The 23,711-nt window shown below is 68.9% G+C and carries 21 protein-coding genes and 3 tRNA genes; 12 read left to right on the forward strand and 12 right to left on the reverse strand.

All coding sequences use genetic code 11. From position 1 onward, the window contains the following. Nucleotides 1-24: 24 nt before the first annotated feature. Nucleotides 25-411, reverse strand: a complete 387-nt coding sequence (locus tag ACWGDB_RS04795) for a transposase (RefSeq protein ID WP_453821112.1) — start codon at nucleotides 409-411, stop codon at nucleotides 25-27. Between the two features lie 597 nt (nucleotides 412-1,008). On the opposite strand from ACWGDB_RS04795, the gene hrpA reads away from it, so the two are divergent. The 3 genes from hrpA (at nucleotide 1,009) to ACWGDB_RS04810 (ending at nucleotide 5,679) form a co-directional block, all read left to right on the forward strand. Next, nucleotides 1,009-4,980 carry an ATP-dependent RNA helicase HrpA gene (gene hrpA / locus ACWGDB_RS04800; protein ID WP_453821113.1) on the forward strand — a complete coding sequence of 1,324 codons (3,972 nt, stop codon included), beginning with the start codon at nucleotides 1,009-1,011 and terminating at the stop codon, nucleotides 4,978-4,980. A 94-nt stretch (nucleotides 4,981-5,074) separates the two neighbouring features. Continuing rightward, nucleotides 5,075-5,149 (forward strand) — tRNA-Asp (locus ACWGDB_RS04805). A 314-nt stretch (nucleotides 5,150-5,463) separates the two neighbouring features. Next, nucleotides 5,464-5,679, forward strand: a complete 216-nt coding sequence (locus tag ACWGDB_RS04810; protein ID WP_453821114.1) for a DUF6274 family protein — start codon at nucleotides 5,464-5,466, stop codon at nucleotides 5,677-5,679. A gap of 493 nt (nucleotides 5,680-6,172) precedes the next feature. Here the strand turns inward: ACWGDB_RS04810 and bldC are convergent, their stop codons facing one another. Both bldC and ACWGDB_RS04820 read right to left on the reverse strand, forming a co-directional pair. Beyond that, on the reverse strand, nucleotides 6,173-6,379 hold the full coding sequence (gene bldC, locus ACWGDB_RS04815; protein WP_003949541.1) for a developmental transcriptional regulator BldC: 207 nt from the start codon (nucleotides 6,377-6,379) through the stop codon (nucleotides 6,173-6,175). Between the two features lie 572 nt (nucleotides 6,380-6,951). Then, nucleotides 6,952-7,794 (reverse strand): hypothetical protein, encoded by an 843-nt coding sequence (locus ACWGDB_RS04820; RefSeq protein ID WP_453821115.1) that lies wholly within the window; start codon nucleotides 7,792-7,794, stop codon nucleotides 6,952-6,954. A 224-nt stretch (nucleotides 7,795-8,018) separates the two neighbouring features. On the opposite strand from ACWGDB_RS04820, the gene ACWGDB_RS04825 reads away from it, so the two are divergent. After that, nucleotides 8,019-9,107: a Leu/Phe/Val dehydrogenase gene (locus ACWGDB_RS04825; protein WP_453821116.1), complete on the forward strand. Its 1,089-nt coding sequence runs from the start codon at nucleotides 8,019-8,021 to the stop codon at nucleotides 9,105-9,107. A gap of 318 nt (nucleotides 9,108-9,425) precedes the next feature. Continuing rightward, a complete protein-coding gene (locus ACWGDB_RS04830) occupies nucleotides 9,426-9,683 on the forward strand; it encodes a DUF3073 domain-containing protein (protein WP_030049714.1) in 258 nt (85 codons plus the stop codon). Between the two features lie 72 nt (nucleotides 9,684-9,755). On the opposite strand, the gene purM is transcribed toward ACWGDB_RS04830, so the two are convergent. The 9 genes from purM to purS form a co-directional block, all read right to left on the reverse strand. Beyond that, nucleotides 9,756-10,823 (reverse strand): phosphoribosylformylglycinamidine cyclo-ligase, encoded by a 1,068-nt coding sequence (gene purM / locus ACWGDB_RS04835; protein WP_453821117.1) that lies wholly within the window; start codon nucleotides 10,821-10,823, stop codon nucleotides 9,756-9,758. Between the two features lie 62 nt (nucleotides 10,824-10,885). Continuing rightward, complete coding sequence (gene purF / locus ACWGDB_RS04840) at nucleotides 10,886-12,415, reverse strand: amidophosphoribosyltransferase (protein ID WP_453821118.1); 1,530 nt, start codon at nucleotides 12,413-12,415, stop codon at nucleotides 10,886-10,888. Nucleotides 12,416-12,476: 61 nt separating this feature from the next. Further along, nucleotides 12,477-13,271 (reverse strand): META domain-containing protein, encoded by a 795-nt coding sequence (locus ACWGDB_RS04845; RefSeq protein ID WP_453821119.1) that lies wholly within the window; start codon nucleotides 13,269-13,271, stop codon nucleotides 12,477-12,479. Between the two features lie 113 nt (nucleotides 13,272-13,384). Then, nucleotides 13,385-14,182 carry a sterol carrier family protein gene (locus ACWGDB_RS04850; RefSeq protein WP_453821120.1) on the reverse strand — a complete coding sequence of 266 codons (798 nt, stop codon included), beginning with the start codon at nucleotides 14,180-14,182 and terminating at the stop codon, nucleotides 13,385-13,387. A gap of 10 nt (nucleotides 14,183-14,192) precedes the next feature. Beyond that, nucleotides 14,193-15,029, reverse strand: coding sequence for a M23 family metallopeptidase (locus ACWGDB_RS04855; protein ID WP_453821121.1), 837 nt, complete (start codon nucleotides 15,027-15,029; stop codon nucleotides 14,193-14,195). 85 nt (nucleotides 15,030-15,114) lie between these two features. Beyond that, nucleotides 15,115-15,615 carry an ArsR/SmtB family transcription factor gene (locus tag ACWGDB_RS04860; RefSeq protein WP_453821122.1) on the reverse strand — a complete coding sequence of 167 codons (501 nt, stop codon included), beginning with the start codon at nucleotides 15,613-15,615 and terminating at the stop codon, nucleotides 15,115-15,117. 122 nt (nucleotides 15,616-15,737) lie between these two features. Continuing rightward, on the reverse strand, nucleotides 15,738-17,996 hold the full coding sequence (gene purL / locus ACWGDB_RS04865) for a phosphoribosylformylglycinamidine synthase subunit PurL (RefSeq protein WP_453821123.1): 2,259 nt from the start codon (nucleotides 17,994-17,996) through the stop codon (nucleotides 15,738-15,740). After that, the gene (gene purQ / locus ACWGDB_RS04870) at nucleotides 17,993-18,673 is read right to left on the reverse strand and encodes a phosphoribosylformylglycinamidine synthase subunit PurQ (protein ID WP_453821124.1); all 681 of its coding nucleotides are present in this window, start codon (nucleotides 18,671-18,673) and stop codon (nucleotides 17,993-17,995) included. The genes purL and purQ overlap by 4 nt, the downstream gene beginning before the upstream one ends. Continuing rightward, complete coding sequence (gene purS, locus ACWGDB_RS04875; RefSeq protein WP_015659417.1) at nucleotides 18,670-18,933, reverse strand: phosphoribosylformylglycinamidine synthase subunit PurS; 264 nt, start codon at nucleotides 18,931-18,933, stop codon at nucleotides 18,670-18,672. The genes purQ and purS overlap by 4 nt, the downstream gene beginning before the upstream one ends. Nucleotides 18,934-19,243: 310 nt before the next feature. Between purS and ACWGDB_RS04880 the strand changes: the two genes are divergently transcribed. From ACWGDB_RS04880 to ACWGDB_RS04910, 7 genes are all read left to right on the forward strand, one after another. After that, on the forward strand, nucleotides 19,244-19,561 hold the full coding sequence (locus ACWGDB_RS04880) for a histone-like nucleoid-structuring protein Lsr2 (protein ID WP_148000186.1): 318 nt from the start codon (nucleotides 19,244-19,246) through the stop codon (nucleotides 19,559-19,561). Between the two features lie 157 nt (nucleotides 19,562-19,718). Beyond that, nucleotides 19,719-19,790, forward strand: a tRNA-Gly gene (locus ACWGDB_RS04885). An 80-nt stretch (nucleotides 19,791-19,870) separates the two neighbouring features. Then, nucleotides 19,871-19,943: transfer RNA gene (locus ACWGDB_RS04890), tRNA-Gly, on the forward strand. Nucleotides 19,944-20,074: 131 nt separating this feature from the next. After that, nucleotides 20,075-21,034 (forward strand): ABC transporter ATP-binding protein, encoded by a 960-nt coding sequence (locus tag ACWGDB_RS04895; protein ID WP_453821125.1) that lies wholly within the window; start codon nucleotides 20,075-20,077, stop codon nucleotides 21,032-21,034. After that, nucleotides 21,031-21,807, forward strand: coding sequence for an ABC transporter permease (locus tag ACWGDB_RS04900; protein ID WP_383608008.1), 777 nt, complete (start codon nucleotides 21,031-21,033; stop codon nucleotides 21,805-21,807). Before ACWGDB_RS04895 ends, ACWGDB_RS04900 begins: the two co-directional genes overlap by 4 nt. 17 nt (nucleotides 21,808-21,824) lie before the next feature. Continuing rightward, a complete protein-coding gene (locus ACWGDB_RS04905) occupies nucleotides 21,825-23,051 on the forward strand; it encodes a sensor histidine kinase (protein ID WP_453821126.1) in 1,227 nt (408 codons plus the stop codon). Beyond that, nucleotides 23,048-23,698, forward strand: a complete 651-nt coding sequence (locus ACWGDB_RS04910; RefSeq protein WP_453821127.1) for a response regulator — start codon at nucleotides 23,048-23,050, stop codon at nucleotides 23,696-23,698. Before ACWGDB_RS04905 ends, ACWGDB_RS04910 begins: the two co-directional genes overlap by 4 nt. Nucleotides 23,699-23,711: the final 13 nt, after the last annotated feature.

The following is a 23,711-nucleotide window of genomic DNA, read 5'->3' on the forward strand; positions in this document are numbered from 1 at the left end:
GTTGATGTCGCGGGTGCGCCGCGCCTACTTGCCGGCGTGGCGTTTGGCTCGTCGTTTGGCCGAGCGGGTGTTCTTCTTGGCGAGGTTGCGTTGGAGGCGGCGGTCGTTCTCGCGGGTCCGGTTGGTGTGTCGGCCGCTGTGGCGTCGGCCGGTGGAGGTGGTGGCGATGTTTTCGATGCCGAGGTCGACGCCGATGAAGCCTTGTGGTGCAGGGTTCTGTGGGGGCTCGGGTACATCGATGGTGGCCAGCAGGTACCACCGGCCGTTCTGATGGAGCAGGTCAGATTCGCCCTGCCGCCGGTCGGCGAGGAGCTGTAGTTGGTCTTCCTGGCCCGTGTAGGGGAGGCCTTTCATGCGGCCTTGGACGGTCCAGATGGACACGGTTCGCCGGTCTGTCTGCCAGGAGAGCATGCGGTCGTCGTAGGGCTGTGCGGCGTCGGGGCGGAAGGTGATCGGCTTGCTGGTGGCACGGGTGTGTCGCCTGGAGCCGGGGTGGCCGAGGTTTTCGGCTTTGAGGTTGCCCGCGAGGGATGCGTAGGAGTCGCAGGTTTTCTTGATGACGTGCTGGGCGGCTTGGGCTCCGAGGTTCCAGCGTTGCTTGATCTGGAGGTAGATCAGTGCGCGCAGTTCGCGGTTGCGCTTGGTGCCGGTGGTGAAGGCGTGTCGGGAGGCGTGGTTGGCTGCTTCGTTGCAGGCGCGCAGGGTCGCCTGCAGTGCCGATGCCTGTTGGGGGGGTCGGCATAAGTTTCACGCGGATCACGAGCTTCACGGGTGAGAATCTAGATCTTGCTGCAGGTTCGGTCTGGCGATCGCATGTCGATCACCTTTTCTGATGACCGCTCGAACTGGCGATCGTTCATGGTTCGAGCGTTCTCGATATCGGGCTCCTGCGGGGGCCGGGTAGGTGAGTCAGACCTGAGCGGGGCGCGGGGCGGGCGGGGGTGGAGGGCGGGGGCTCAGCAAAAGCGTTCGCCACGGATTTCGGTGGGATGAGATCCTGGACCGCGTATGTCTACGCACCCCGCCCCCGCCCTGGGCGCCCTCGCCCCCCGTCTGACCGAGTTGTCCCTGCGTGATGCGCAGCGGCTCGGGCGGCGGCTCGAAGGTGCGCGCAAGATTCGCAAGCCGGAGGCGCGGGCCGCCGTGCTCGCCGAGATCGAGTCGGAGATCGCCAAGGGCGAGGAGCGGATCGCCGGCCGGCGCGCCCGTGTCCCTGCGGTGACGTATCCCGGGCAGCTGCCGGTCAGCCAGAAGAAGGACGACATCGCGGCGGCCATCCGCGATCACCAGGTCGTGATCGTCGCCGGTGAGACGGGGTCCGGCAAGACCACGCAGATCCCCAAGATCTGCATGGAGCTGGGGCGCGGCGTCCGCGGCATGATCGGGCACACCCAGCCCCGTCGTATCGCCGCCCGGACCGTCGCGGAGCGCGTGGCCGAGGAGCTCGACACGCCGCTCGGGGAGGCCGTCGGCTGGAAGGTGCGGTTCACCGACCAGGTGAATCCGGAAGCGACGTTCGTCAAGCTCATGACGGACGGCATCCTGCTGGCCGAGATCCAGACCGACCGTGAGCTGCGCGCCTACGACACGATCATCATCGACGAGGCCCACGAGCGGTCCCTGAACATCGACTTCCTGCTCGGGTATCTGGCGCAGCTGCTGCCGAAGCGGCCCGATCTGAAGGTCGTCATCACCTCGGCCACCATCGATCCGGAGCGGTTCTCCCGGCACTTCGGTGACGCGCCGATCATCGAGGTCAGCGGCCGGACGTATCCGGTGGAGGTGCGTTATCGGCCGCTCCTGGAGGAGGACTCCGAGGACGCCGACCGCGACCAGATCACCGCGATCACGGACGCCGTCGAGGAGCTGATGGGTGAGGGGAAGGGCGACATCCTCGTCTTCCTCTCCGGGGAGCGGGAGATCCGGGACACGGCCGACGCGCTCACCAGGAAGCAGTACCGCTTCACGGAGATCCTGCCGCTCTACGCCCGGCTCTCCCATGCCGAACAGCACCGCGTCTTCCAGCCCCACACCGGCCGCAGGATCGTTCTGGCGACCAACGTCGCCGAGACCTCGCTCACGGTGCCGGGCATCAAGTACGTGATCGACCCCGGCTTCGCCCGGATCAGCCGGTACAGCCATCGCACGAAGGTGCAGCGGCTGCCCATCGAGCCGGTCTCCCAGGCCAGCGCCAATCAGCGCAAGGGCCGCTGCGGCCGGACGAGCGACGGTATCTGCATCCGGCTGTACTCCGAGGACGACTTCGTAGCCCGCCCGGAGTTCACGGATGCGGAGATCCTCCGTACGAATCTGGCGTCCGTCATCCTTCAGATGACCGCGGCCGGCCTGGGCGACATCGAGAAGTTCCCGTTCATCGACCCGCCGGACCACCGCAACATCCGCGACGGCGTGCAGCTCCTGCAGGAGCTCGGTGCGCTGGACCCGGTGCAGAAGGACGTACGCAAGCGGCTCACGGACATGGGCCGCAAGCTCGCTCAGCTGCCCGTCGACCCGCGGCTGGCCCGGATGGTGCTGGAAGCCGACAAGAACGGCTGTGTCCGCGAGGTCATGGTCATAGCGGCGGCCCTGTCCATCCAGGATCCGCGCGAGCGCCCGGCCGACAAGCAGGCCCAGGCCGATCAGCAGCACGCCCGCTTCCGGGACGAGTCGAGCGACTTCCTCGCGTATCTGAACCTGTGGCGGTACGTCCGTGAGCAGCAGCGTGAGCGCGGCTCGTCGTCGTTCCGGCGGATGTGCAAGCAGGAGTACCTGAACTTCCTGCGCATTCGCGAGTGGCAGGACATCTACACACAGCTGCGCACGGTCGCCAAGCAGATGGGCATCCACCTCAACGAGGACGACGCCCCCGCCGACCGCGTGCATGTGTCCCTTCTCGCCGGGCTGCTGTCGCACATCGGCATGAAGGATGTGAAGGACGGCGCGAAGAACGAGTACCTGGGTGCCCGCAGCGCCAAGTTCGCGGTCTTCCCGGGGTCGGCCCTGTTCAAGAAGCCCCCGCGCTTCGTGATGTCCGCCGAGCTCGTGGAGACCTCGCGCCTGTGGGCCCGCGTCAACGCCAAGATCGAGCCCGAGTGGGTCGAGCCGCTGGCGGAGCACCTGCTCAAACGCACGTACTCGGAGCCGCACTGGGAGAAGGACCAGGCCGCAGTGATGGCGTACGAGAAGGTCACGCTGTACGGCGTCCCGATCATCGCGCAGCGCAAGGTCAACTACGGCCGTATCGACCCGGAGGCCAGCCGGGAGCTGTTCATCCGCAATGCCCTGGTCGAGGGCGACTGGCGCACGCATCACAAGTTCTTCGCCGACAACCGCAAACTCCTCAGCGAGGTCGAGGAGCTGGAGCACCGGGCGCGGCGCCGGGACATCGTCGTGGACGACGACACCCTGTTCGACTTCTACGACCAGCGGGTGCCCGACCACGTGGTGTCCGGCGCTCACTTCGACTCCTGGTGGAAGCGCAAGCGGCACGAGGAACCCGAGTACCTGGACTTCGAGCGCGAGATGCTCATCCGGGAGTCGGCTGAGGCGGTCACGAAGGCCGACTATCCCGATGCGTGGCGGCAGGGGCAGCTGAAGTTCCGTGTCACGTACCAGTTCGAGCCGGGGGCGGACGCGGACGGTGTGACGGTCCACGTCCCGCTCCAGGTCCTCAACCAGGTCACGGACGAGGGATTCGACTGGCAGATCCCGGGTCTGCGGGAGGAGTTGGTGACGGAGCTGATCCGTTCCCTCCCGAAGCCGATCCGCCGCCACTACGTGCCGGCGCCGAACTTCGCGCAGCGGTTCCTGGATGCGGCGTCGTCCCCGCAGGGGCGCGATCAAGCACAGTCGCTGCAGGAACCCCTGACGATGACCATGGCACGCGAGCTGAAGCGCATGGTCGGAGTGCCCTTCACCGCCGACGACTTCGACTGGTCGAAGGTCCCCGACCATCTGCGCGTCACGTTCCGGATCATCGACGAGCGGCGTCGCAAGCTGGCGGAGGACAAGGACCTGGAGACCCTGAGGCTGCGTCTGAAGCCGAAGGCGAGGCAGGCCCTCTCGCAGGCCGCGGCGGCCACCGCCTCCCGCCAGGGCGGTGAGTCCCTGGAACGCAAGGGCCTGACCGACTGGACCATCGGCTCGCTGACCCGCGTCTTCGAGACCCGCCGGGCCGGCCAGCCGGTCAAGGCGTACCCGGCGCTGGTGGACGACGGCGACACGGTCTCGGTCCGGCTCTTCGACACGGAGGCGGAGCAGGCGGAGGCGATGTGGAAGGGCACCCGCCGCCTGATCCTGCGCAACATTCCGGTCAATCCGGCGAAGTTCGCGTCGGAGAAGCTGACGAACGCCCAGAAGCTCGCCCTGTCCGCCAACCCCCACGGTTCGATCCAGGCCCTCTTCGACGACTGCGCGATGGCGGCGGCGGACAAGCTGATCGGCGACTTCGGCGGGCCGGCGTGGGACGAGGAGTCGCACCGGAAGCTGTACGACAAGGTGCGTGCCGAGATCGTCGACACGACGGTCCGTGCGGTGGGCCAGGTACAGCAGGTGCTGGCGGCCTGGCAGGCCGCTGAGCGCCGCTTGAAGGGCGTTCGCAGCCCTGTCCTGCTGGCAAATCTCACGGATGTCCGCAAGCAGCTGGATGCCCTCGTGAAGCCCGGCTTCGTGACACAGGCGGGTCTGCGCCGCCTGCCCGACCTCATGCGGTACCTGATCGCGGTGGACCGGCGCCTCCAGCAGATGCCGACGAACGTCCAGCGTGACTCGGCGCGCATGGAGAAGGTTCACGAGATGCAGGACGAGTACGCCTGGCTGCTGGAGCAGATGCCGCAGGGCCGGCCGATGCCTTCGCAGGTGCTGGACGTCCGCTGGATGCTGGAGGAGCTCCGCGTCAGCTACTTCGCGCACGCGCTGGGCACGGCGTACCCGATCTCGGACAAGCGGATCGTGAAGACGATCGACGCGCTGGCGCCGTAACCGTCCGTGCACGCAGGGTGAGTTCGACCAGTGGGCTCACCCTCCTGTACAGTCTCTTCTCGCAGCGCAACGCACGAATGGCGCCGCAAAACCTGGTCCTGTGGAGCAGTTTGGAGTGCTCGCCACCCTGTCAAGGTGGAGGCCGCGGGTTCAAATCCCGTCAGGACCGCAGTGAACGAGATAGGCCCGCATCCCGGCAAGGGAAGCGGGCCTTTCTTCATGCCCACCACCCGCCCCCTGCCTGCCAAGGTGGAGGCCGTGCCCGCGGCGCAGCCGCAATCGGGTACAGCAAATCCCGTCAGGACCGCAGCGAACGAGATCGGCCCGCATCCCGGCAAGGGAAGCGGGCCTTCTTCGTGTCCGGCGCCGGTTTCGCACCGCCCGGCGGCGGCTGGGGGAGCCCCCTGCCATCTTGACGGAGTCACATTCGCTCGGTACCCAGAAATCAGGGCTCTTCCCGGCGTGGCCCCCTGGAGGTGGCGTATGGCGGCATCGACTAGGCACGAGACGCGGGCGTTGCTCCGTGCGCACCTGTCGGCCGCCTCCTGCTATCCACGACATCTCACTCGCCACTGCCCGATCTGCCATCACCTGTTGCGTCTGGCGATGGCTTCCGCTCCGCACCCCGCCCCTCGCGCCGCGCAGCCGGCCCCGCCTCCCGAGGAGGTCGCCGAGGACGAGGCCGCGTCCTCGGCGTGAGCGCGGGCAACGTCAACTGCCGTCCCGCCGTGGGGCACTGGAAGTCGTGTGCCCCAATAGCGCACGTGAGTCAGAGGCAACAAGCACCGCGCCATGTGACGGGTGTCACCGCATGAGTTTCCGTAAGCCTGGTACTTACACCTCGCCTACAACTGGTCAATTTAATATGTGCAATTGCACCAGCTTCCGGCGATCGCCCAGTGCACGCTGAGTGACCCTCAGGGCGAGTCCACAGGAGATCCGACGCCCCTCCCCAGACTCCGACAAGGCCGCCCACAGGACCACCTGCCGACACACATCCTGCGCACAAAAAAGATCGCGCTGGACTCGGCGGAGTCCAGCGCGATCCACGACGCACCCTTGTTGCGTGCCTGAAGTGCTCTGATGGGCTTGGGCGTGGGCTCTGTTGGGGCAGAACCCGCGTCGCTTGGAGCTAGGGGTCGGGCGCCACGACGGTTGGGGGAACTGCCGTTTTGCCCGGTTATGGAGTTGTTCAGGCCTCGCTGCGCTGCTGCGGGATGCCCGCGAGCAGTGCGCGGACCTCAGCCTCGCGGTAGCGGCGGTGTCCGCCGAGCGTACGGATGGAAGTAAGCTTCCCGGCCTTCGCCCACCGCGTGACCGTCTTGGGGTCGACGCGGAACATGGTGGCGACCTCAGCCGGGGTCAGCAGCGGCTCGGCATCAGGGGTGCGAGCGGTCATGAGCGGCCTCCTCGGGAGAACCGAACCTTCTCGGTTCTTTCCTCTAAATTCTGCACCTTGACCCGCGTTGCCCGAAATGGCGGACGCGAGTCGAGTCGGTTATAGGACGAACGGCTTGTCCTCGGCACTACAACTACACCATCTGTCCAGCCGCGTCGGCCAAACCGATGGAATTGCCCTCCCAGGTGTTCATCAGCGACGGAAGCCGATGGACCATGCCATAGCGGACAGTCACGCCACTGTGACGATCAGTCACAGTGGCGTGCAGGAGTCTCAAGACCCCCCAAAGCGTGCAATGTCGAGCGAGAGTCCTCCCCGGACTCCTTGTCCTATTTTGGCACGAGGAGGGGTTAGGGGCGCAAGAGCCGCGTAAGTGCGGTCCGTCACGCTTACGCGCATTGATGGATCCTTCGCGCAGTACGCCCGGATCGGGGCCTACGTCCCATGTTGACGAGACATCAGGAACCCCAGAGCGAGCACGAAACCCCAAAACGGGCGTTTCGTCAAACGCCAGTTCGTTACATCACACAGTTCGTTACGTCACACGAGTCATGACGTCTCACCCGGACCGCTCAGTTGGCGGAACGCCGGTCCCGTACCGACCGCCAGCGCTCCACGAGCCGCCCGTAGGCCGTCCCCGCGGCCGCCCCGTCGCCGCGCCGCAGCGCGTCGATGCCGTCGGCCACGTCCGCCGCCGAGTGGTCGTCCTCCAGCTCGCCGGCCGGCAGCGTGTGCACCAGGCCGCCGTAGTCCAGCTCGACCAGTGAGCGCGGATGGAACTCCTCCAGCCAGCGGCCGACGTCCACCAGGCCGTCGATGAGGGGCCCTTCGTCGACGGCGTCCTTGAGGGTCCGCAGGGCCCGCGCCACCCGGCGCCGCGCCTGCACCATCGGCGTCCGGTAGCGCAGCATCGGAGGAATCTCGCCCGAGCCCTTGTCGAAGCGCCGCTCCCCGTCCGACACCAGCACGAACCAGTGCAGCGGCACCTGCCAGGTCGAGGTGCGGATCCACGGCCGGGCGTCCGGGTTGCGGGCCAGCCAGCGCTCGTAGTCCTGGGCCGCCTGGCGCCGTACGACCTCCGGCAGCACCGCGTCCAGAACGGGCCTGGGCAGCTCGTCGCCGAGCTCCTCGAGGGCCTGCCAGCCGCGCAGCCGGGTGCGCCACGGGCACACGCACAGCACGCCCTCGACCTCGAGCACGAAGGCGTCGCCGCTCTCGTGCACCGGCACGGGGATGGGCGGCGTGGGCAGCAAGTCGGCCAGGGAGCGGCGCAGTTCGTCCTGGTACGAGGGCCGGTCGGCGCGGCGGGCGTAGCGGGCCCAGTGGTCGCGCTCCGGTTCCGGGAAGGCGGCCAGTGGCTCGTACACCCGCAGATAGGTCGCGTACGGGACGATCACCGAGGACACCTTGGGCACGCCTGCTCCCTCCCCCGCCGTCTGCCAGGGAAACCTGCGAAACCCGCTCACAAACGTGCGGGAAAACTATGCAAATCGTCGCACGGGTGCACTCCGGGAGTAGGTGATCCTGAGCACTGCGGGTCGGACGGGCGCCGACGGGTTTAATCTCATGCTCAACAGCTCTCCCGCCACCCGTACGGGAGCCAGCTCCAATCGCCGCACCGTACTCAGGAGTCACCACAGTGACCGACGTAACACACGGCGTCCTGCACACCCTGTTCCACTCGGACCAGGGGGGTCATGAGCAAGTCGTGCTCTGCCAGGACCGCGCCAGCGGCCTCAAGGCCGTCATCGCCATCCACTCCACCGCACTGGGCCCCGCCCTCGGCGGTACGCGCTTCTACCCGTACGCGACCGAGGAAGAGGCCGTCGCCGACGCGCTGAACCTCGCGCGCGGGATGTCCTACAAGAACGCCATGGCCGGTCTCGACCACGGCGGCGGCAAGGCCGTGATCATCGGCGACCCGGAGAAGATCAAGTCCGAGGAGCTGCTGCTGGCGTACGGCCGGTTCGTGGCCTCCCTGGGCGGCCGCTACGTCACCGCGTGCGACGTCGGTACGTACGTCGCCGACATGGACGTCGTGGCCCGCGAGTGCCGCTGGACGACCGGGCGCTCCCCGCAGAACGGCGGCGCGGGCGACTCCTCCGTGCTCACCGCCTTCGGCGTCTACCAGGGCATGCGGGCCTCGGCCCAGCACCAGTGGGGCGACCCGTCGCTGCGCGGCCGCAAGGTCGGCATCGCGGGCGTCGGCAAGGTCGGCCACATCCTGGTCGAGCACCTGGTGGCCGAGGGCGCCGAGGTCGTGATCACGGACGTGCGCGAGGAGGCCGTCGGCAGGATCGTCGCGGCGCACCCGGCGTCGGTGACGGCCGTCGCCGACACCGCGACCCTGATCCGCGTCGAGGACCTCGACATCTACGCCCCCTGCGCGCTCGGCGGGGCCCTGAACGACGACACGGTGCCGGCGCTGACCGCCCGCATCGTGTGCGGCGCGGCCAACAACCAGCTCGCCCACCCGGGCGTCGAGAAGGACCTCGCCGACCGCGGGATCCTCTACGCGCCCGACTACGTGGTGAACGCCGGCGGTGTCATCCAGGTCGCCGACGAGCTGCACGGCTTCGACTTCGACCGGTGCAAGGCGAAGGCCTCGAAGATCTACGACACCACGCTGGCCATATTCGCACGTGCGAACGCGGATGGGATTCCGCCGGCCGCCGCGGCCGACCGGATCGCCGAGCAGCGGATGGCGGAGGCACGCAGGGCGCTCTGATCCGGGCGGCAATCGATCATCCGGAAGCCCTAACGAGGGTTTGAGCGGTACCCGCCGGTGGGCAGTTGGAGAGAACTCTCACTTCTACCGGCGGGTCGACCGCCAATAAGTGGTTAAAATCGCGGTTGACCAGCGGGGACGGGGCACCCCGAGGGTTGTGGGACCGGGCACGTGGTGCGGGCGACGTACCGTATGGGCGCGGGCTCAGGTACCGTGGAAGCCCTACGGACCGGTCTCTCCGAGGAGAGCCCGTTCCAGATCATGAACGCGTGTCAAGACTCTGGGGCCGTCGAGCCCCGTCACCGAGGGGGTCGAGCCATGGGGCGCGGCCGGGCCAAGGCCAAGCAGACGAAGGTCGCCCGCCAGCTGAAGTACAACAGCGGCGGGACTGACCTGTCGCGTCTGGCCAACGAGCTGGGCGCTTCGACTTCGAGCCAGCCGCCGAACGGCGAGCCGTTCGAGGACGACGACGAAGAAGACGACCCGTACGCCCAGTACGCGGACTATTACAACGACGATGAGGACGACGAGGACGACGAGTCCGGTCCCACGTCGCAACAACGCCGCGGCGCTTGACTATCCAGCAGTGCCTGACCCGGTCCTGAGCGGTTACCCGCCGGACCGGGTTTTGCGCTGCCTTCGCAGGCGTCAGCCGTTGTAGTCGCTCACCAGGGCGGCGCCCGTCTCGTGGTCGCCCCGGTCCGTGATCTCGCCGGCGACCCACGCGTCGACCCCGCGGTCGGCGAGCGTGGCGAGCGCCGCGTCCGTGGACTCCTCCGGCACGATCGCGATCATGCCGACGCCCATGTTCAGCGTCTTCTCCAGCTCCAGACGCTCGACCTGACCGGTCTTGCCGACGAGGTCGAAGATCGGGGCGGGGGTCCAGGTGGAGCGGTCCACGATCGCGTGCAGGTTGTCCGGGATCACCCGGGCCAGGTTGGCCGCGAGGCCGCCGCCGGTGATGTGGCTGTACGCGTGCACGTCCGTGGTGCGGGTGAGGGCCAGGCAGTCCAGCGAGTAGATCTTCGTGGGCTCCAGCAGCTCCTCGCCGAGGGTGCGGCCGAGCTCGTCGATCTGCGCGTCCAGGGCGAGGCCGCCCTGGTTCAGCAGGACGTGCCGGACCAGCGAGTACCCGTTCGAGTGAAGGCCGGAGGCCGCCATGGCGATCACCGCGTCACCCTTACGGATGCGATCCGCGCCCAGCAGCCGGTCGGCCTCCACGACGCCCGTACCGGCGCCGGCCACGTCGAAGTCGTTCTCGCCCAGCAGACCCGGGTGCTCGGCCGTCTCGCCGCCGACCAGGGCGCAGCCGGCGAGCACACAGCCCTCGGCGATGCCCTTGACGATGGCGGCGACCCGCTCGGGGTGGACCTTGCCGACGCAGATGTAGTCGGTCATGAACAGCGGCTCGGCACCGCACACCACGATGTCGTCCATGACCATCGCGACCAGGTCGTGGCCGATCGTGTCGTAGACGCCCAGCTGGCGGGCGATGTCGACCTTCGTGCCGACACCGTCGGTGGCGGAGGCCAGCAGCGGGCGCTCGTAGCGCTTGAGGGCGGAGGCGTCGAAGAGACCGGCGAAACCGCCGAGGCCGCCGAGGACCTCGGGGCGCTGGGTCTTCTTCACCCACTCCTTCATCAGTTCGACCGCGCGGTCGCCCGCTTCGATGTCGACGCCCGCGGCTGCGTAGCTGGCACCAGTTGTCTCAGACATGGCTAGTGAGAACCTTCGTGTCGTACGGCAGGCGTTTCTTGAAAAGGCACAGCACGGGCCGCTTACGGGCGGCGGATCGCGTCGGCGGCGGCCGTGGCGGCCGGGCCGGCGGCCAGCTCCGTCTCCAGCAACTGCTTGCCGAGCAGCTCGGGGTCCGGGAGATCCATCGGGTACTCGCCGTCGAAGCAGGCGCGGCAGAGGTTCGGCTTGGCGATGGTGGTCGCCTCGATCATGCCGTCGATGGAGATGTACGAGAGGGAGTCGGCGCCGAGCGAGGTGCCGATCTCGTCGATCGTCATGCCGTTGGCGATGAGTTCGGCGCGGGTGGCGAAGTCGATGCCGAAGAAGCAGGGCCACTTCACGGGGGGAGAGGAGATCCGGATGTGGACCTCGGCCGCTCCCGCCTCGCGGAGCATGCGGACCAGGGCCCGCTGGGTGTTGCCGCGCACGATGGAGTCGTCGACGACCACCAGGCGCTTGCCCTTGATGACTTCCTTCAGCGGGTTCAGCTTCAGACGGATGCCGAGCTGGCGGATGGTCTGCGAGGGCTGGATGAACGTACGTCCGACGTACGCGTTCTTCACGAGACCCGCACCGAACGGGATGCCACTCGCCTCCGCGTAGCCGATGGCGGCCGGGGTGCCGGATTCCGGGGTCGCTATGACCAGGTCGGCGTCGACCGGGGCTTCCTTCGCGAGCTTGCGGCCCATCTCCACGCGGGAGAGGTATACGTTCCGGCCGGCGATGTCGGTGTCCGGGCGAGCCAGGTACACGTACTCGAAGACACAGCCCTTGGGCTTTGCTTCCGCGAATCGCGAGGTGCGCAGGCCGTTCTCGTCGATGGCGATGAACTCGCCCGGCTCGACCTCACGGACGTAGCTGGCGCCGCAGATGTCGAGGGCGGCGGACTCGGAGGCGACGACCCAGCCGCGCTCCAGGCGGCCGAGGACCAGCGGGCGGATGCCCTGCGGGTCGCGGGCCGCGTACAGGGTGTTCTCGTCCATGAAGACGAGGCTGAAGGCGCCCTTGACCTGCGGAAGGACCGTGTGGGCGGCCTCCTCGATGGTCATCGGCTTGCCGTCCTCGTCGACCTGGGCCGCGAGCAGCGCGGTGAGCAGGTCGGTGTCGTTGGTGGCCGCGACGCGCGGGGTGCGGCCACCCTCCTGCTTGGGCAGGTCGGCGACCATCTCGGCAAGCTGCGCCGTGTTGACCAGGTTGCCGTTGTGGCCGAGCGCGATGGAGCCGTGCGCGGTGGCGCGGAACGTCGGCTGGGCGTTCTCCCACACGGAGGCACCGGTGGTCGAGTAGCGGGCGTGGCCCACTGCGATGTGACCCTGGAGCGATCCGAGAGAGGTCTCGTCGAAGACCTGGGAGACCAGGCCCATGTCCTTGAAGACGAGGATCTGGGAGCCGTTACTGACCGCGATTCCCGCGGATTCCTGGCCCCGATGCTGGAGGGCGTAGAGCCCGAAGTACGTGAGCTTTGCGACCTCTTCACCCGGAGCCCAGACACCGAAGACGCCACAAGCGTCCTGGGGGCCTTTCTCGCCGGGAAGCAGATCGTGATTGAGTCGACCGTCACCACGTGGCACGGCTCCGAGTGTAGGCGAGATCGACCACTGGTCCGAATTGGGGATACGCGGCAGTAAAGGATCACTCAGCGGCGGACGCGTTTACGCGCTCGCCGTTTTCGCTGGTCAGCGTAAGGGTGCGGTGATCCAATCGGTACTTCACCGTGCCGTCGAAGAGGCCCAGGAGGGTCTTCTCCGTATTCATGAGTGAGGTGTCGCACATCATTCGCGTGGTGGACGCCGTGCCGAGCGTGATACTGCCGTCGCGGACCGTGGCCTCGGCCCTCACCTTGTTGCAGCCGAGGCTGCCGTTGACCAGGCCGGTCTTCTCGTCGAACGTGAGGTGGGCCTTGCCGTCGGTGTCGGGGCTGGTGATGGCCCACTTCGTGCCCTGAAGCGGGGCCGCCTTCTCCTTGGTGAGGGCGACGCGGTCACCGTCCGCGGTGGTGAGGGTGAGCTTGTCGCCGTCGACCTCGGCGGTGAGGTTGCCGTCGGAGAGCGTGCGGGCGAGGCTCACCTCGAAGTCCGGGGTGACGCCTTCGCAGGCCATCTCGGTCGCCTGCATCTTGTCGAAGGTGACCTTGCTGTCGGTGAAGGCGGCGTCGGCGCCGAAGTTGTTGCAGCCCAGGTTGCCCTTGACCGCGCCGCCGTCGGCGATGCGCACATAGGCGTTGCTCGGGGCGGCGCTCTTCTTTCCGTCGACGGTGACCTCGTCGACGGCCCAGTGCGCGCCGGTGACGGAGGCCGACGCCCCGGAGCCGACCGTGTCACTGCCGGCGTCCTCGCTGCCGCAGGCCACGGCGAGCGGGAGAAGGGTCAGCGCGGCGACGGTGGCCAGTCGCTTCTTGTCCTTGCCGAGTGTGCCGAGTGTGTTCATGCCGGTGGGACGGGAGGGGCGCGAGACTGGTTCCGCTTGTGAGGCCGGACGGGGGCACGCCGGCCGCGTCCCGCCTTCCGGCTGCCGTGACCGGCTCTTTCGCAGGTCCCGCCTCACCCCATGAGGGGCAGCAACCCGCCCAGATCCGCCCGCTCCCCGCTCGCACGCACCTTGGCCTCCGCGACGGCCGCGTGCCAGGCCACCCGCCCGGTCGCCAGCCGGATCCAGGTCAGCGGGTCGGTCTCGACGACGTTCGGCGGCGTGCCCCGGGTGTGCCTCGGCCCCTCCACGCACTGCACGACGGCGTACGGCGGGATCCGCACCTCGGTCGACCCGCCGGGCGCCTTCACGGCGAGCGCGTCGGCGAGGAGGCGGGTGCAGGCGGCGAGGGCCTGACGGTCGTACGGGATGTCGAGGCCGGGGACGGCGGCGTTCAGGTCGTCGGAGTGGACGACGAGTTCGACGGTGCGGGTGACCAGGTGGTCGGCGAGGGTTATCGCGCCGGTGCGGGCTGCGAGGAGCCGGTCGCCGGGGGCGTCCGCCAGCCGCTGCGTGAGGTCTTCCTCGGTGCGGGCGTAGAGGGCGGCCAGGTCGGCGTTGGCGGCGGCGAGATCGCGGGTCCCGTCGTCGATGTCGCCTGCGCGGGCCGCAGTGGCGAAGGGCCAGTCCAGGAGGGTGAGGTCCGCCTTCGCCGGCTCGTCCCGGTCGAGGCTGCGGCTCACGTCCCGCACGGCCATGGTCACGTGCGCCGCCAGGTCCCGTACGGTCCAGCCCTCCAGGCGGGTGGGCAGGGCGAGTTGCTCGGGGGTGAGGGTGCGCACGGCGTCGCGTACATGCCCGAACTGGGTGAGGACCGCGGTGCGGATCTTGGCGGGGTCGTAGGTGCGGGCGCGCTTCTTGGCCGGGGGCATGGACGCGAGATTAGTCGTCGGCACCGACAACCGGGCGGACCACCTCGAACACCTCCTGGTTGCGCGGCACCCCGACGCCGCGCCAGCGGAAGGGCACACCACGGGCGCTGTCCGGGTCCGGGCCGTCCATCAGCTGGAAGTGGAGGTGCGGCTCCGAGGAGTTGCCCGAGTTTCCGCAGCGGGCGATGACCTGCCCGGCGTGCACCCGGTCGCCCTCCCGGACGGCGAGCGAGCCGCGCCGCAGGTGGGCGTAGGCCGCGTAGGTGCCGTTGCCGAGATCCAGGATCAGGTGGTTGCCGAGGATGCGGCGAAGGCCCGCCATCTCGCGGACCGAGCCCTCGATCAGCATCAGGTACAGCAGTCCCGCGAGCGAGTTGCGGCTCAGGTGATCGCGCTGTCCGTCGACCGCACGCACGACCGTGGCGTCGGCGACCGTGAGGATCGGTTCGTCGAAGGCCGGGAAGTCCTGGGGGCGCCGGGCGATCGGCCACAGCCAGTGGAAGCCGGGGCGCCCGCCGGGTTCCGGCTCGGCGAGGATGTCGATGGCGTACGTCTGCCCGTGGGAGTGGACGCCGTGGCTCGGGGTGCGGTCGGCCGGGCTGTTCAGCGCGGACCAGCGGCCGGTGACCGGCGGGGCGACCTCGAGAGGTTCCGTGGCCCGGCGCGAGCTGTCCGGGGCGCCGCCCCAGCGATTGACGACGGTGACGACGACGTACGCCAGGACCAGCGGCAGGAAGTCCCACCAGACCGGGTAGCCCCAACCGAAGCAGATATGGGCGATCACCAGGCCGATGAAGGCCAGCTGGAGGCCGCGGAAGGTCACCATGGCGAGCTTGCGTGCGGACATCGTTCCCCCTCTGGGTCGGTCCCTCTTTCGGTCCCTCTTTCGGTCCCCGTTTCAGGACTTGCTCCGGGGCTTGCTGCGGACCTCGTTACGGACGGGCCGCCGACAGCGCCACCAGCAGCGGTACGACCCGCCCCGGCGGCACCTCGTAGCGGCCCCGGCCGGTCGTGTGCAGCCAGCCCGCGCCGGTGAGCTGGCGCAGGTGGTGGTAGATCTGGCCGGTCGTGCCGACCTCGTCCAGCTCGGCCAGTTCGGCGGCGGTGCGGCGGCCGGCGATGACCTCGCGGAGCAGCCGGAGCCGGACCGGGTGACCGAGGGCGGCGAAGGACTCGGCGGCCTCGGTGAGCTCGGCGTCCAGCAGCCCCTCGGTCAGCGCGCCGTGCTGCCACTCGTACCGCTCCCCGGTCGGCAGCCGTACCGCACCGGTGAACAGCACTCCGCCGTCGGCCGCGCCCAGCTCGGCCAACTGCTCCTTGAACCCCTGCAGGGCCCAGAAGTCGCCCTCGCCGATACGGGGGGCGGTCTGCTGCGCGCTCTCCAGCGCTGCCAGCCGTCGCTCGAGGTCGGCGACGCGTTGTTCGAGTTCCACGCTTCGATATTACGGAAGTACGTAATTACGTGCAAGCCTTGAGGCGCGGGCACCCGGGAGGCGGTACGACGAAGCCCCCGCCCGGCGACCGGACGGGGGCTTCGGAGCCGTAGGCCCCTCGTCTACTTCAGCAGCGCCGGAATCGTCGCCTCGTGCGTCTCGCGCAGGTCCTCCAGGGAGAGCGCGAACTCGCCCTGCAGCTCCACCGAGTCGCCGTCGACGACACCGATGCGGGTGACCGGCAGGCCCCGAGCACCACACATGTCGTTGAAGCGGAGCTCCTCGGAGCGCGGCACGGCGACGACCGCGCGTCCCGCCGACTCGGAGAAGAGGAAGGTGAAGGCGTCCAGCCCGTCCGGTACGACCAGACGCGCGCCCTTGCCGCCGAGCATCGCCGACTCCACGACCGCCTGGATCAGACCGCCGTCGGACAGGTCGTGCGCGGAGTCGATCATGCCGTCCCGGGAGGCGGAGATCAGGATCTCGGCGAGCAGCCGCTCGCGCTCCAGGTCGACCTGGGGCGGCAGACCACCGAGGTGGTCGTGCACGACCTGCGACCAGGCCGAACCGCCGAACTCCTCACGGGTGTCGCCGAGGAGGTAGAGCAGCTGCCCGTCCTCCTGGAAGGCGACCGGCGTGCGGCGCGCGACATCGTCGATGACGCCGAGGACCGCCACGACCGGCGTGGGGTGGATGGCGACCTCGCCGGTCTGGTTGTAGAGCGAGACGTTGCCGCCGGTCACCGGGGTGCCCAACTGCAGGCAGGCGTCCGCCAGTCCGCGGACGGCCTCCGCGAACTGCCACATCACCGCCGGGTCCTCGGGCGAGCCGAAGTTCAGGCAGTCGGAGACCGCGAGCGGCTTGGCGCCGGTCGTGGCGACGTTCCGGTACGCCTCCGCCAGCGCCAGCTGGGCACCGTGGTACGGGTCGAGCTTCGCGTACCGGCCGTTGCCGTCCGTGGCGATGGCGACGCCGAGGCCGGTCTCCTCGTCGATGCGGATCATGCCGGAGTCCTCGGGCTGGGCGAGGACGGTGTTGCCCTGCACGAAGTGGTCGTACTGCGAGGTGATCCACTTCTTGGAGGCCTGGTTCGGGGAACCGACCAGCTTGAAGACCTGGTCCTTCAGCTCGGCCGAAGTCGTGGGCCTGGGCAGCTTGTTCGCGTCGTCGGCCTGCAGCTCGTCCTGCCAGGACGGGCGGGCGTAGGGGCGCTCGTAGACCGGGCCCTCGTGCGCCACGGTGCGCGGGTCGACGTCGACGATCTTGCCGCCGTGCCAGTAGATCTCCAGGCGGTCGCCGTCGGTCACCTCACCGATGACGGTGGCGATGACGTCCCACTTCTCACAGATCTCCAGGAACCGGTCGACCTTCGCGGGCTCGACGACCGCGCACATGCGTTCCTGCGACTCGCTCATGAGGATTTCCTCGGGCGAGAGCGTGGAGTCGCGCAGCGGGACGTCGTCCAGGGTGACGCGCATACCGCCGGAGCCGTTCGAGGCCAGCTCGGAGGTGGCGCAGGACAGGCCGGCCGCGCCGAGGTCCTGGATGCCGACGACCAGCTTCTCGGCGAAGGCCTCCAGGGTGCACTCGATGAGGAGCTTCTCCTGGAAGGGGTCGCCGACCTGGACGGCCGGGCGCTTCGACGGCTTGGCGTCGTCGAAGGTCTCGGAGGCGAGGATCGACGCGCCGCCGATGCCGTCGCCGCCCGTGCGAGCCCCGTACAGGATGACCTTGTTGCCCGCGCCGGACGCCTTCGCGAGGTGGATGTCCTCGTGCCGCATCACACCGATGGCACCGGCGTTGACCAGCGGGTTGCCCTGGTAGCAGGAGTCGAAGACGACCTCGCCGCCGATGTTGGGCAGGCCCAGGCAGTTGCCGTAGCCGCCGATGCCGGCGACGACACCCGGGAGCACCCGCTTGGTGTCGGGGTGATCGGCGGCGCCGAAGCGCAGCGGGTCGACGACCGCCACCGGGCGCGCGCCCATCGCGATGATGTCGCGCACGATGCCGCCGACGCCGGTGGCCGCGCCCTGGTAGGGCTCGACGTACGACGGGTGGTTGTGCGACTCGACCTTGAAGGTCACGGCGTAACCCTGGCCGACGTCCACGACACCGGCGTTCTCGCCGATGCCGACGAGCATCGCGTCGGACTCGGGGGCCTTCTCGCCGAACTGGCGGAGGTGGACCTTGGAGGACTTGTACGAGCAGTGCTCGGACCACATGACCGAGTACATGGCGAGCTCGGCACCGGTGGGCCGGCGGCCGAGGATCTCCACGACCCTCTCGTACTCGTCCTTCTTCAGGCCGAGTTCGGCCCAGGGCAGCTCGACGTCGGGGGTCGCGGCCGCGTGCTCGACCGTGTCCAGAGGCGTCCGGCTCATGCGTTGACCAGCTTCTTGAGGATCGAGGTGAAGAAGGGGAGACCGTCGGTGCGGCCCGACCCGATCAGGGGCTCGACGGCGTGCTCCGGGTGCGGCATGAGGCCTACGACGTTCCCGGCCTCGTTGGTGATGCCGGCGATGTCGTTGAGCGAGCCGTTCGGGTTGAAGTCGACGTACCGGAACGCGACCCGGCCCTCGGCCTCCAGCTTGTCCAGCGTGTACTGGTCGGCGACGTACCGGCCGTCCATGTTCTTGAGCGGGATGTGGATCTCCTGCCCGCTCTCGTAATCACTGGTCCAGGCAGTTTCCGCGTTCTCCACCCGCAGCTTCTGGTCGCGGCAGATGAAGTGCAGATGGTCGTTGCCGAGCATCCCGCCGGGCAGCAGGTGCGCCTCGGTGAGGACCTGGAAGCCGTTGCAGATACCGAGGACCGGCAGTCCGGCCTTCGCCTGCTCGATGACGGTCTCCATCACCGGCGAGAACCGGGAGATGGCTCCGGCGCGCAGATAGTCGCCGTAGGAGAAACCGCCGGGCAGCACCACGGCGTCGACCTGCTTGAGGTCCTTGTCCTTGTGCCAGAGGGCGACCGGTTCTGCGCCCGCGAGACGGATCGCGCGCTGAGTGTCCCGGTCATCGAGACTCCCCGGGAAAGTGACGACGCCAATACGAGCGGTCACTTCGCGGCCTCCGCGACTTCCTCCACCTTGACGGTGAAGTCCTCGATCACGGTGTTGGCGAGGAAGGATTCCGCAAGATCGTGGATGCGCGCGAGCGCGGCCTCATCGACCGGCCCGTCAACTTCCAGTTCGAATCGCTTTCCCTGACGTACGTCCGAGATGCCTTCGAATCCCAGCCGCGGCAGTGCGCGCTGCACCGCCTGGCCCTGGGGGTCGAGGATCTCCGGCTTGAGCATGACGTCGACTACGACGCGTGCCACTGGCACTCCCGGTGTGTGGTGCTGAGCAGGTTCCTTCAGACTACCCGCACAAAATTTCTACGCGAGTAGAGTTGTAGGAAGCTACGTGACAGCCATCACGATGAGGTACCGGAGGGGAGCGTTCACGAAAAGTTACGGGAAAGATCCCCGATCAGCCGCAGATAGGTATTGCGCTCGGACACGCGGACAGATTTAGTCGGGCTTCACATTGCATTGCCGGGCACTGTACAAATGAATTGGCAAATAGCCGACACTCGGCACGTCATCCCAGCTGAGCTGTATGACATGCCGGACGAAGGGACCGATATTCGTGGCGCAGAAGGTCGTGGTCACTCTCTTTGACGACATCGACGGCTCGGAAGCGGCGGAAACGATCGCCTTCGGACTCGACGGCAAGTCGTACGAGATCGACCTGAATGAAGCCAATGCCAAGAAACTGCGTAAGGCGCTCGCGCCCTACGTGGACGCCGGCCGCAAGCGGTCGAAGTCAGGCAAGGCGTACAAGCAGACCGAGGTCGCCCCGGACCCGGCGGCCGTCCGGGCCTGGGCCCAGGCCAACAAGATGGAGGTGCCGGCCCGCGGCCGCATCCCCAAGAAGGTCTACGAGGCGTTCGCCTCGGCCCAGTGAGGTGCTCCGAGGACCTGTCCTCAGGGTCCGTCAGCGCACCCTGAGGACGGCCGACTTGAGCCGGTGCGACAACCGACTTGCGCTACCCCCCTGCTGATCAGCTAATGTCTGGGACACGCCGCCGAGCAAGGCAGAAAAAGCCCAGCTCGCCGAGCATGCGGGTGTAGTTCAGTAGTAGAACATCCCCCTTCCAGGGGGAAGGCGCAGTGTGCAATTCCTGTCACCCGCTCTGCACCGCCGGCCGAACCACGGAAGTGGATCAGGTAGGCTGGTGCTCGCACCGATCGGTGAGAGCCGGTCGGGGGCAATGCGGACGTAGCTCAGTTGGTAGAGCGCAACCTTGCCAAGGTTGAGGTCGCGAGTTCGAGCCTCGTCGTCCGCTCGGGAATGAGACCCCGGTCCTGATGGACCGGGGTCTTTTCGTTATGGGGCGAGCGTCCGCCTGACATTTGTCATGCGGAGTGATGACAGCGCGCACTGCTTCCGGCGTCGGTTCGCCGGGACGCTGATGTCATGAACATCAACGAACACGAACACGTGATTGAGGTCACCGACCTGCGTCGTGTGTACGGGGGCGGGTTCGAGGCGGTACGCGGAATCACGTTCTCCGTGGACCGCGGCGAGGTCTTCGCGCTGCTCGGCACCAATGGCGCGGGAAAGACGTCCACCGTCGAGCTGCTCGAAGGGCTCGCGCAGCCCGCCGCGGGGCGGGTGCGGGTGCTGGGGCACGATCCCCACGCCGAGCGGGACGCCGTACGGCCGCGGACCGGGGTGATGTTGCAGGAGGGCGGCTTTCCGTCCGAGCTGACCGTCGCCGAGACCGCGCGGATGTGGGCGGGGTGCGTGAGCGGGGCCATGCCCGAGGCCGAGGCCCTGGACATGGTCGGGCTCGGGCGGCGGGCCGGGGTGCGGGTGAAGCAGCTGTCCGGCGGTGAACGGCGGCGGCTGGACCTGGCGCTGGCCCTGCTCGGCAGGCCCGAGGTGCTGTTCCTGGACGAGCCGACGACCGGCCTCGACGCCGAAGGGCGCCGGGACACCTGGGAATTGGTGCGGGAGCTGCGCGACGCCGGTACGACCGTGCTGCTGACCACGCACTACCTCGAAGAGGCCGAGAACCTCGCCGACCGCATCGCGATCCTGCACGAGGGACGCATCGCGGCCGCCGGGACACCGGCCGAGGTGACGGCGGCCCAGCCCTCGCGGATCTCCTTCGAGCTGCCTCAGGGCTACTTCGTGGGAGATCTGCCGCCCCTCGACGACATGGGCGTGCGCGAGCACGAGATCGACGGGGGCGTCGTACGGCTGCGCACCCACGAGTTGCAGCGCACCGCGACCCGGCTCCTGGTGTGGGCGGAGACGGCAGGGGTGGAACTGCGGCGGCTGGACGTCCGGCCGGCGTCGCTGGAGGAGGCGTTCCTGGGGATCGCGCGGGAGGCGGCCGGCGCCGCCGAGACGAAGGAGTACGCGGCATGAGTACGGCGATGACCACCCCGGTGGGACGCATGACGGCGTTGGCCCGCGCGGAGGTGACGCTGCTCGGGCGCAGCAGGGGGACGCTGTTCGCGGCGCTGTTCGTGCCGCTGCTGCTGCCCTTCAGCGTGCGGGAGGCGGCGAAGGGGATGGACCTGGCGGAGGCCGGCCTTTCCCTCGGCACGGTCGTCCTGCCCGCCTCGATCGGCTTCTCACTGCTCTACGCGGTGTACGCCACGCTCGTCTCCGTCTACACCGCGCGGCGCGAGGAGCTCGTCCTCAAACGGCTGCGCACCGGCGAGCTCAAGGACAGGGAGATCCTGGCCGGGGCCGCGCTGCCGGCCGTGGTCACGGGCGTCGCGCAGAGCCTGGTGCTGGCGGTCGGCTGCGCCGTCCTGCTCGACGTGGGCGCGCCGTCTGCTCCCCATCTCGCCGTACTGGGCCTGCTGTTGGGGGTCGTGCTGTGCGCGTCGCTGGGCGCCGTGACCGCGTCGTTCACCCGCAGCGTCGAGAGTGCGCAGGTCACGACACTGCCCGTGGTGTTCCTCTCCATGATCTTCTCCGGGATGTTCGTCCCCCTCGAGGTGCTGCCGGACCGGGTGGCGTCGGTGTGCGAGTTCCTGCCGCTGACCCCGGTGATCACCCTGCTGCGGGGTGGCTGGACCGGCGACCTGTCGGCGTACGAGGCGATCGGTCCCGTGGTGACCGGGCTGGCCTGGACGGTCCTGGGCGTGTTGGCTGTGCGACGGTGGTTCCGATGGGAGCCACGGCACTGAGGCAGGGGGGACGGCGCATGCGCGGGCCGGGAACGTGGTGGCGGGGCAAGAGCACACCGGCGAAGGTGGAGACGTACACGAGGTGCTCCTTCCACTTCTTCGCGGTGATGGAGGTCGTGTCGGTCGCGCTGCCGGTCATCGGCGAGATGTCGTCCGAGCTGGGCGGCTGGTTGCTGCTCATGGTGTGCGCGCACGCGGCGGTCAGCTCCCTGGTCGTGTCGCGGGCACTGGACTGGGTGTGCGATCGGCGTGAGCCGCCCGTACGGCTGGTCTGGACGCTCGGCGCCGTCACCGCGGCGGTCGCCGCCACCGGTCTCGCCGTGGTCGAGTACGGCCCGAAGGGTGACGGCGTCGACTCCGCGGCGGGCAGCGTGTTCGGCGCCGTCGTGTTCTTCGGGGTGGGCATCATGGCGCTGGGGGTGCACAGCCGCAGGCGGGTCTCCGCCGTCGTCGCGGGTTTCGCAGCGGGTGCGGGACTCTTCGTGCTCCTGATCAGCGGGTCCGCCTTCGCCGCGCTGGTCATCACCCTGATCACGCTGCTCGGCAGCGGTTTGTTCGCCTTCATCGCGGTGTTCTCCGTCTGGCTCCTCAAAGCGGTCTACGAACTCGACGAGGCCCGCGAGACCCGGGCCCGGCTCGCCGTCGCCGAGGAACGGCTGCGGTTCGGGCGGGATCTGCACGACGTCATGGGGCGGAATCTGTCGGTCATCGCCCTGAAGAGCGAACTCGCCGTGCAGCTCGCCCGGCGCGGGCGGCCCGAGGCCGTGGAGCAGATGATCGAGGTGCAGCGGATCGCGGGTGAGTCGCAGCGCGAGGTGCGGGACGTCGTACGCGGTTATCGGGAGGTCGACCTGGAGGTCGAGCTGGCCGGTGCGCAGGGGGTGTTGAAGGCGGCCGGGATCGAGTGCCGGGTGACCGGCGGGACGGCGGGGCTGCCCGTCGAGGTGCAGTCGGCGCTGGCCTGGGTGGTCCGGGAGGCGACCACCAATGTGCTGCGGCACGGGAATGCCGGGCGGTGCTCGGTGGGGGTAACGGTGAGCGAGGGACGCGTGGTGTTGACGGTGGAGAACGACGGGGCTGCCGGAGCCTCCGACGGGGGTGGGGGCTCCGGGCTCGCCGGACTGCGGGAGCGGCTGGCCGCGGTGGACGGGACGCTGAACGCCGGTCACGTGGGCGAGGCGGTGTTCCGGCTGGTGGCCGAGGTGCCGCTGGCGGCGGCCGGCGTGCGGGAGGTCGCCGTATGACCGTCCTGCGGAGCGACCGGGCCACCGGCCGCCCGGCAGGGCCCGTACGACTGCTCCTCGCCGACGACGAGCATCTGATCCGGGGAGCGCTCGCCACCCTGCTGTCCCTGGAGGACGACCTGGTGATCGTCGCCGAGGCGGCGACCGGTCCTGAGGCGCTGGCGATGGCACGGGCGCACGAGCCGGACGTGGCCGTCCTCGATCTCCAGATGCCCGGCGCGGACGGTGTGAAGGTCGCCACATCGCTGCGGGCCGAACTGCCCAGGTGCCGGGTGCTGATCGTGACCAGTCACGGGCGGCCCGGGCATCTGAAGCGGGCCCTTGCGGCGGGTGTGCGCGGGTTCGTCCCGAAGACCGTCAGCGCCCAGCGGCTTGCGGAGATCATCCGGACCGTGCACGCCGGTAACCGTTACGTCGACCCGGAGTTGGCCGCCGACGCCATCGCCGCCGGGGACTCGCCGCTGACGGCCCGGGAGGCCGAGGTGCTGGAACTCGCCGCCGACGGGGCGCCCGTCGCGGAGATCGCGGAGCGGGCCGCGCTGTCGCAGGGGACCGTGCGGAACTATCTGTCCTCCGCCGTCTCCAAGCTCGGGGCGGAAAACCGGCACGCGGCGGTGCGTCTCGCGCGGGAGCGGGGTTGGGTATAGTGGTTCTCGCGCC

This window comes from Streptomyces sp. NPDC055013, assembly GCF_053608645.1.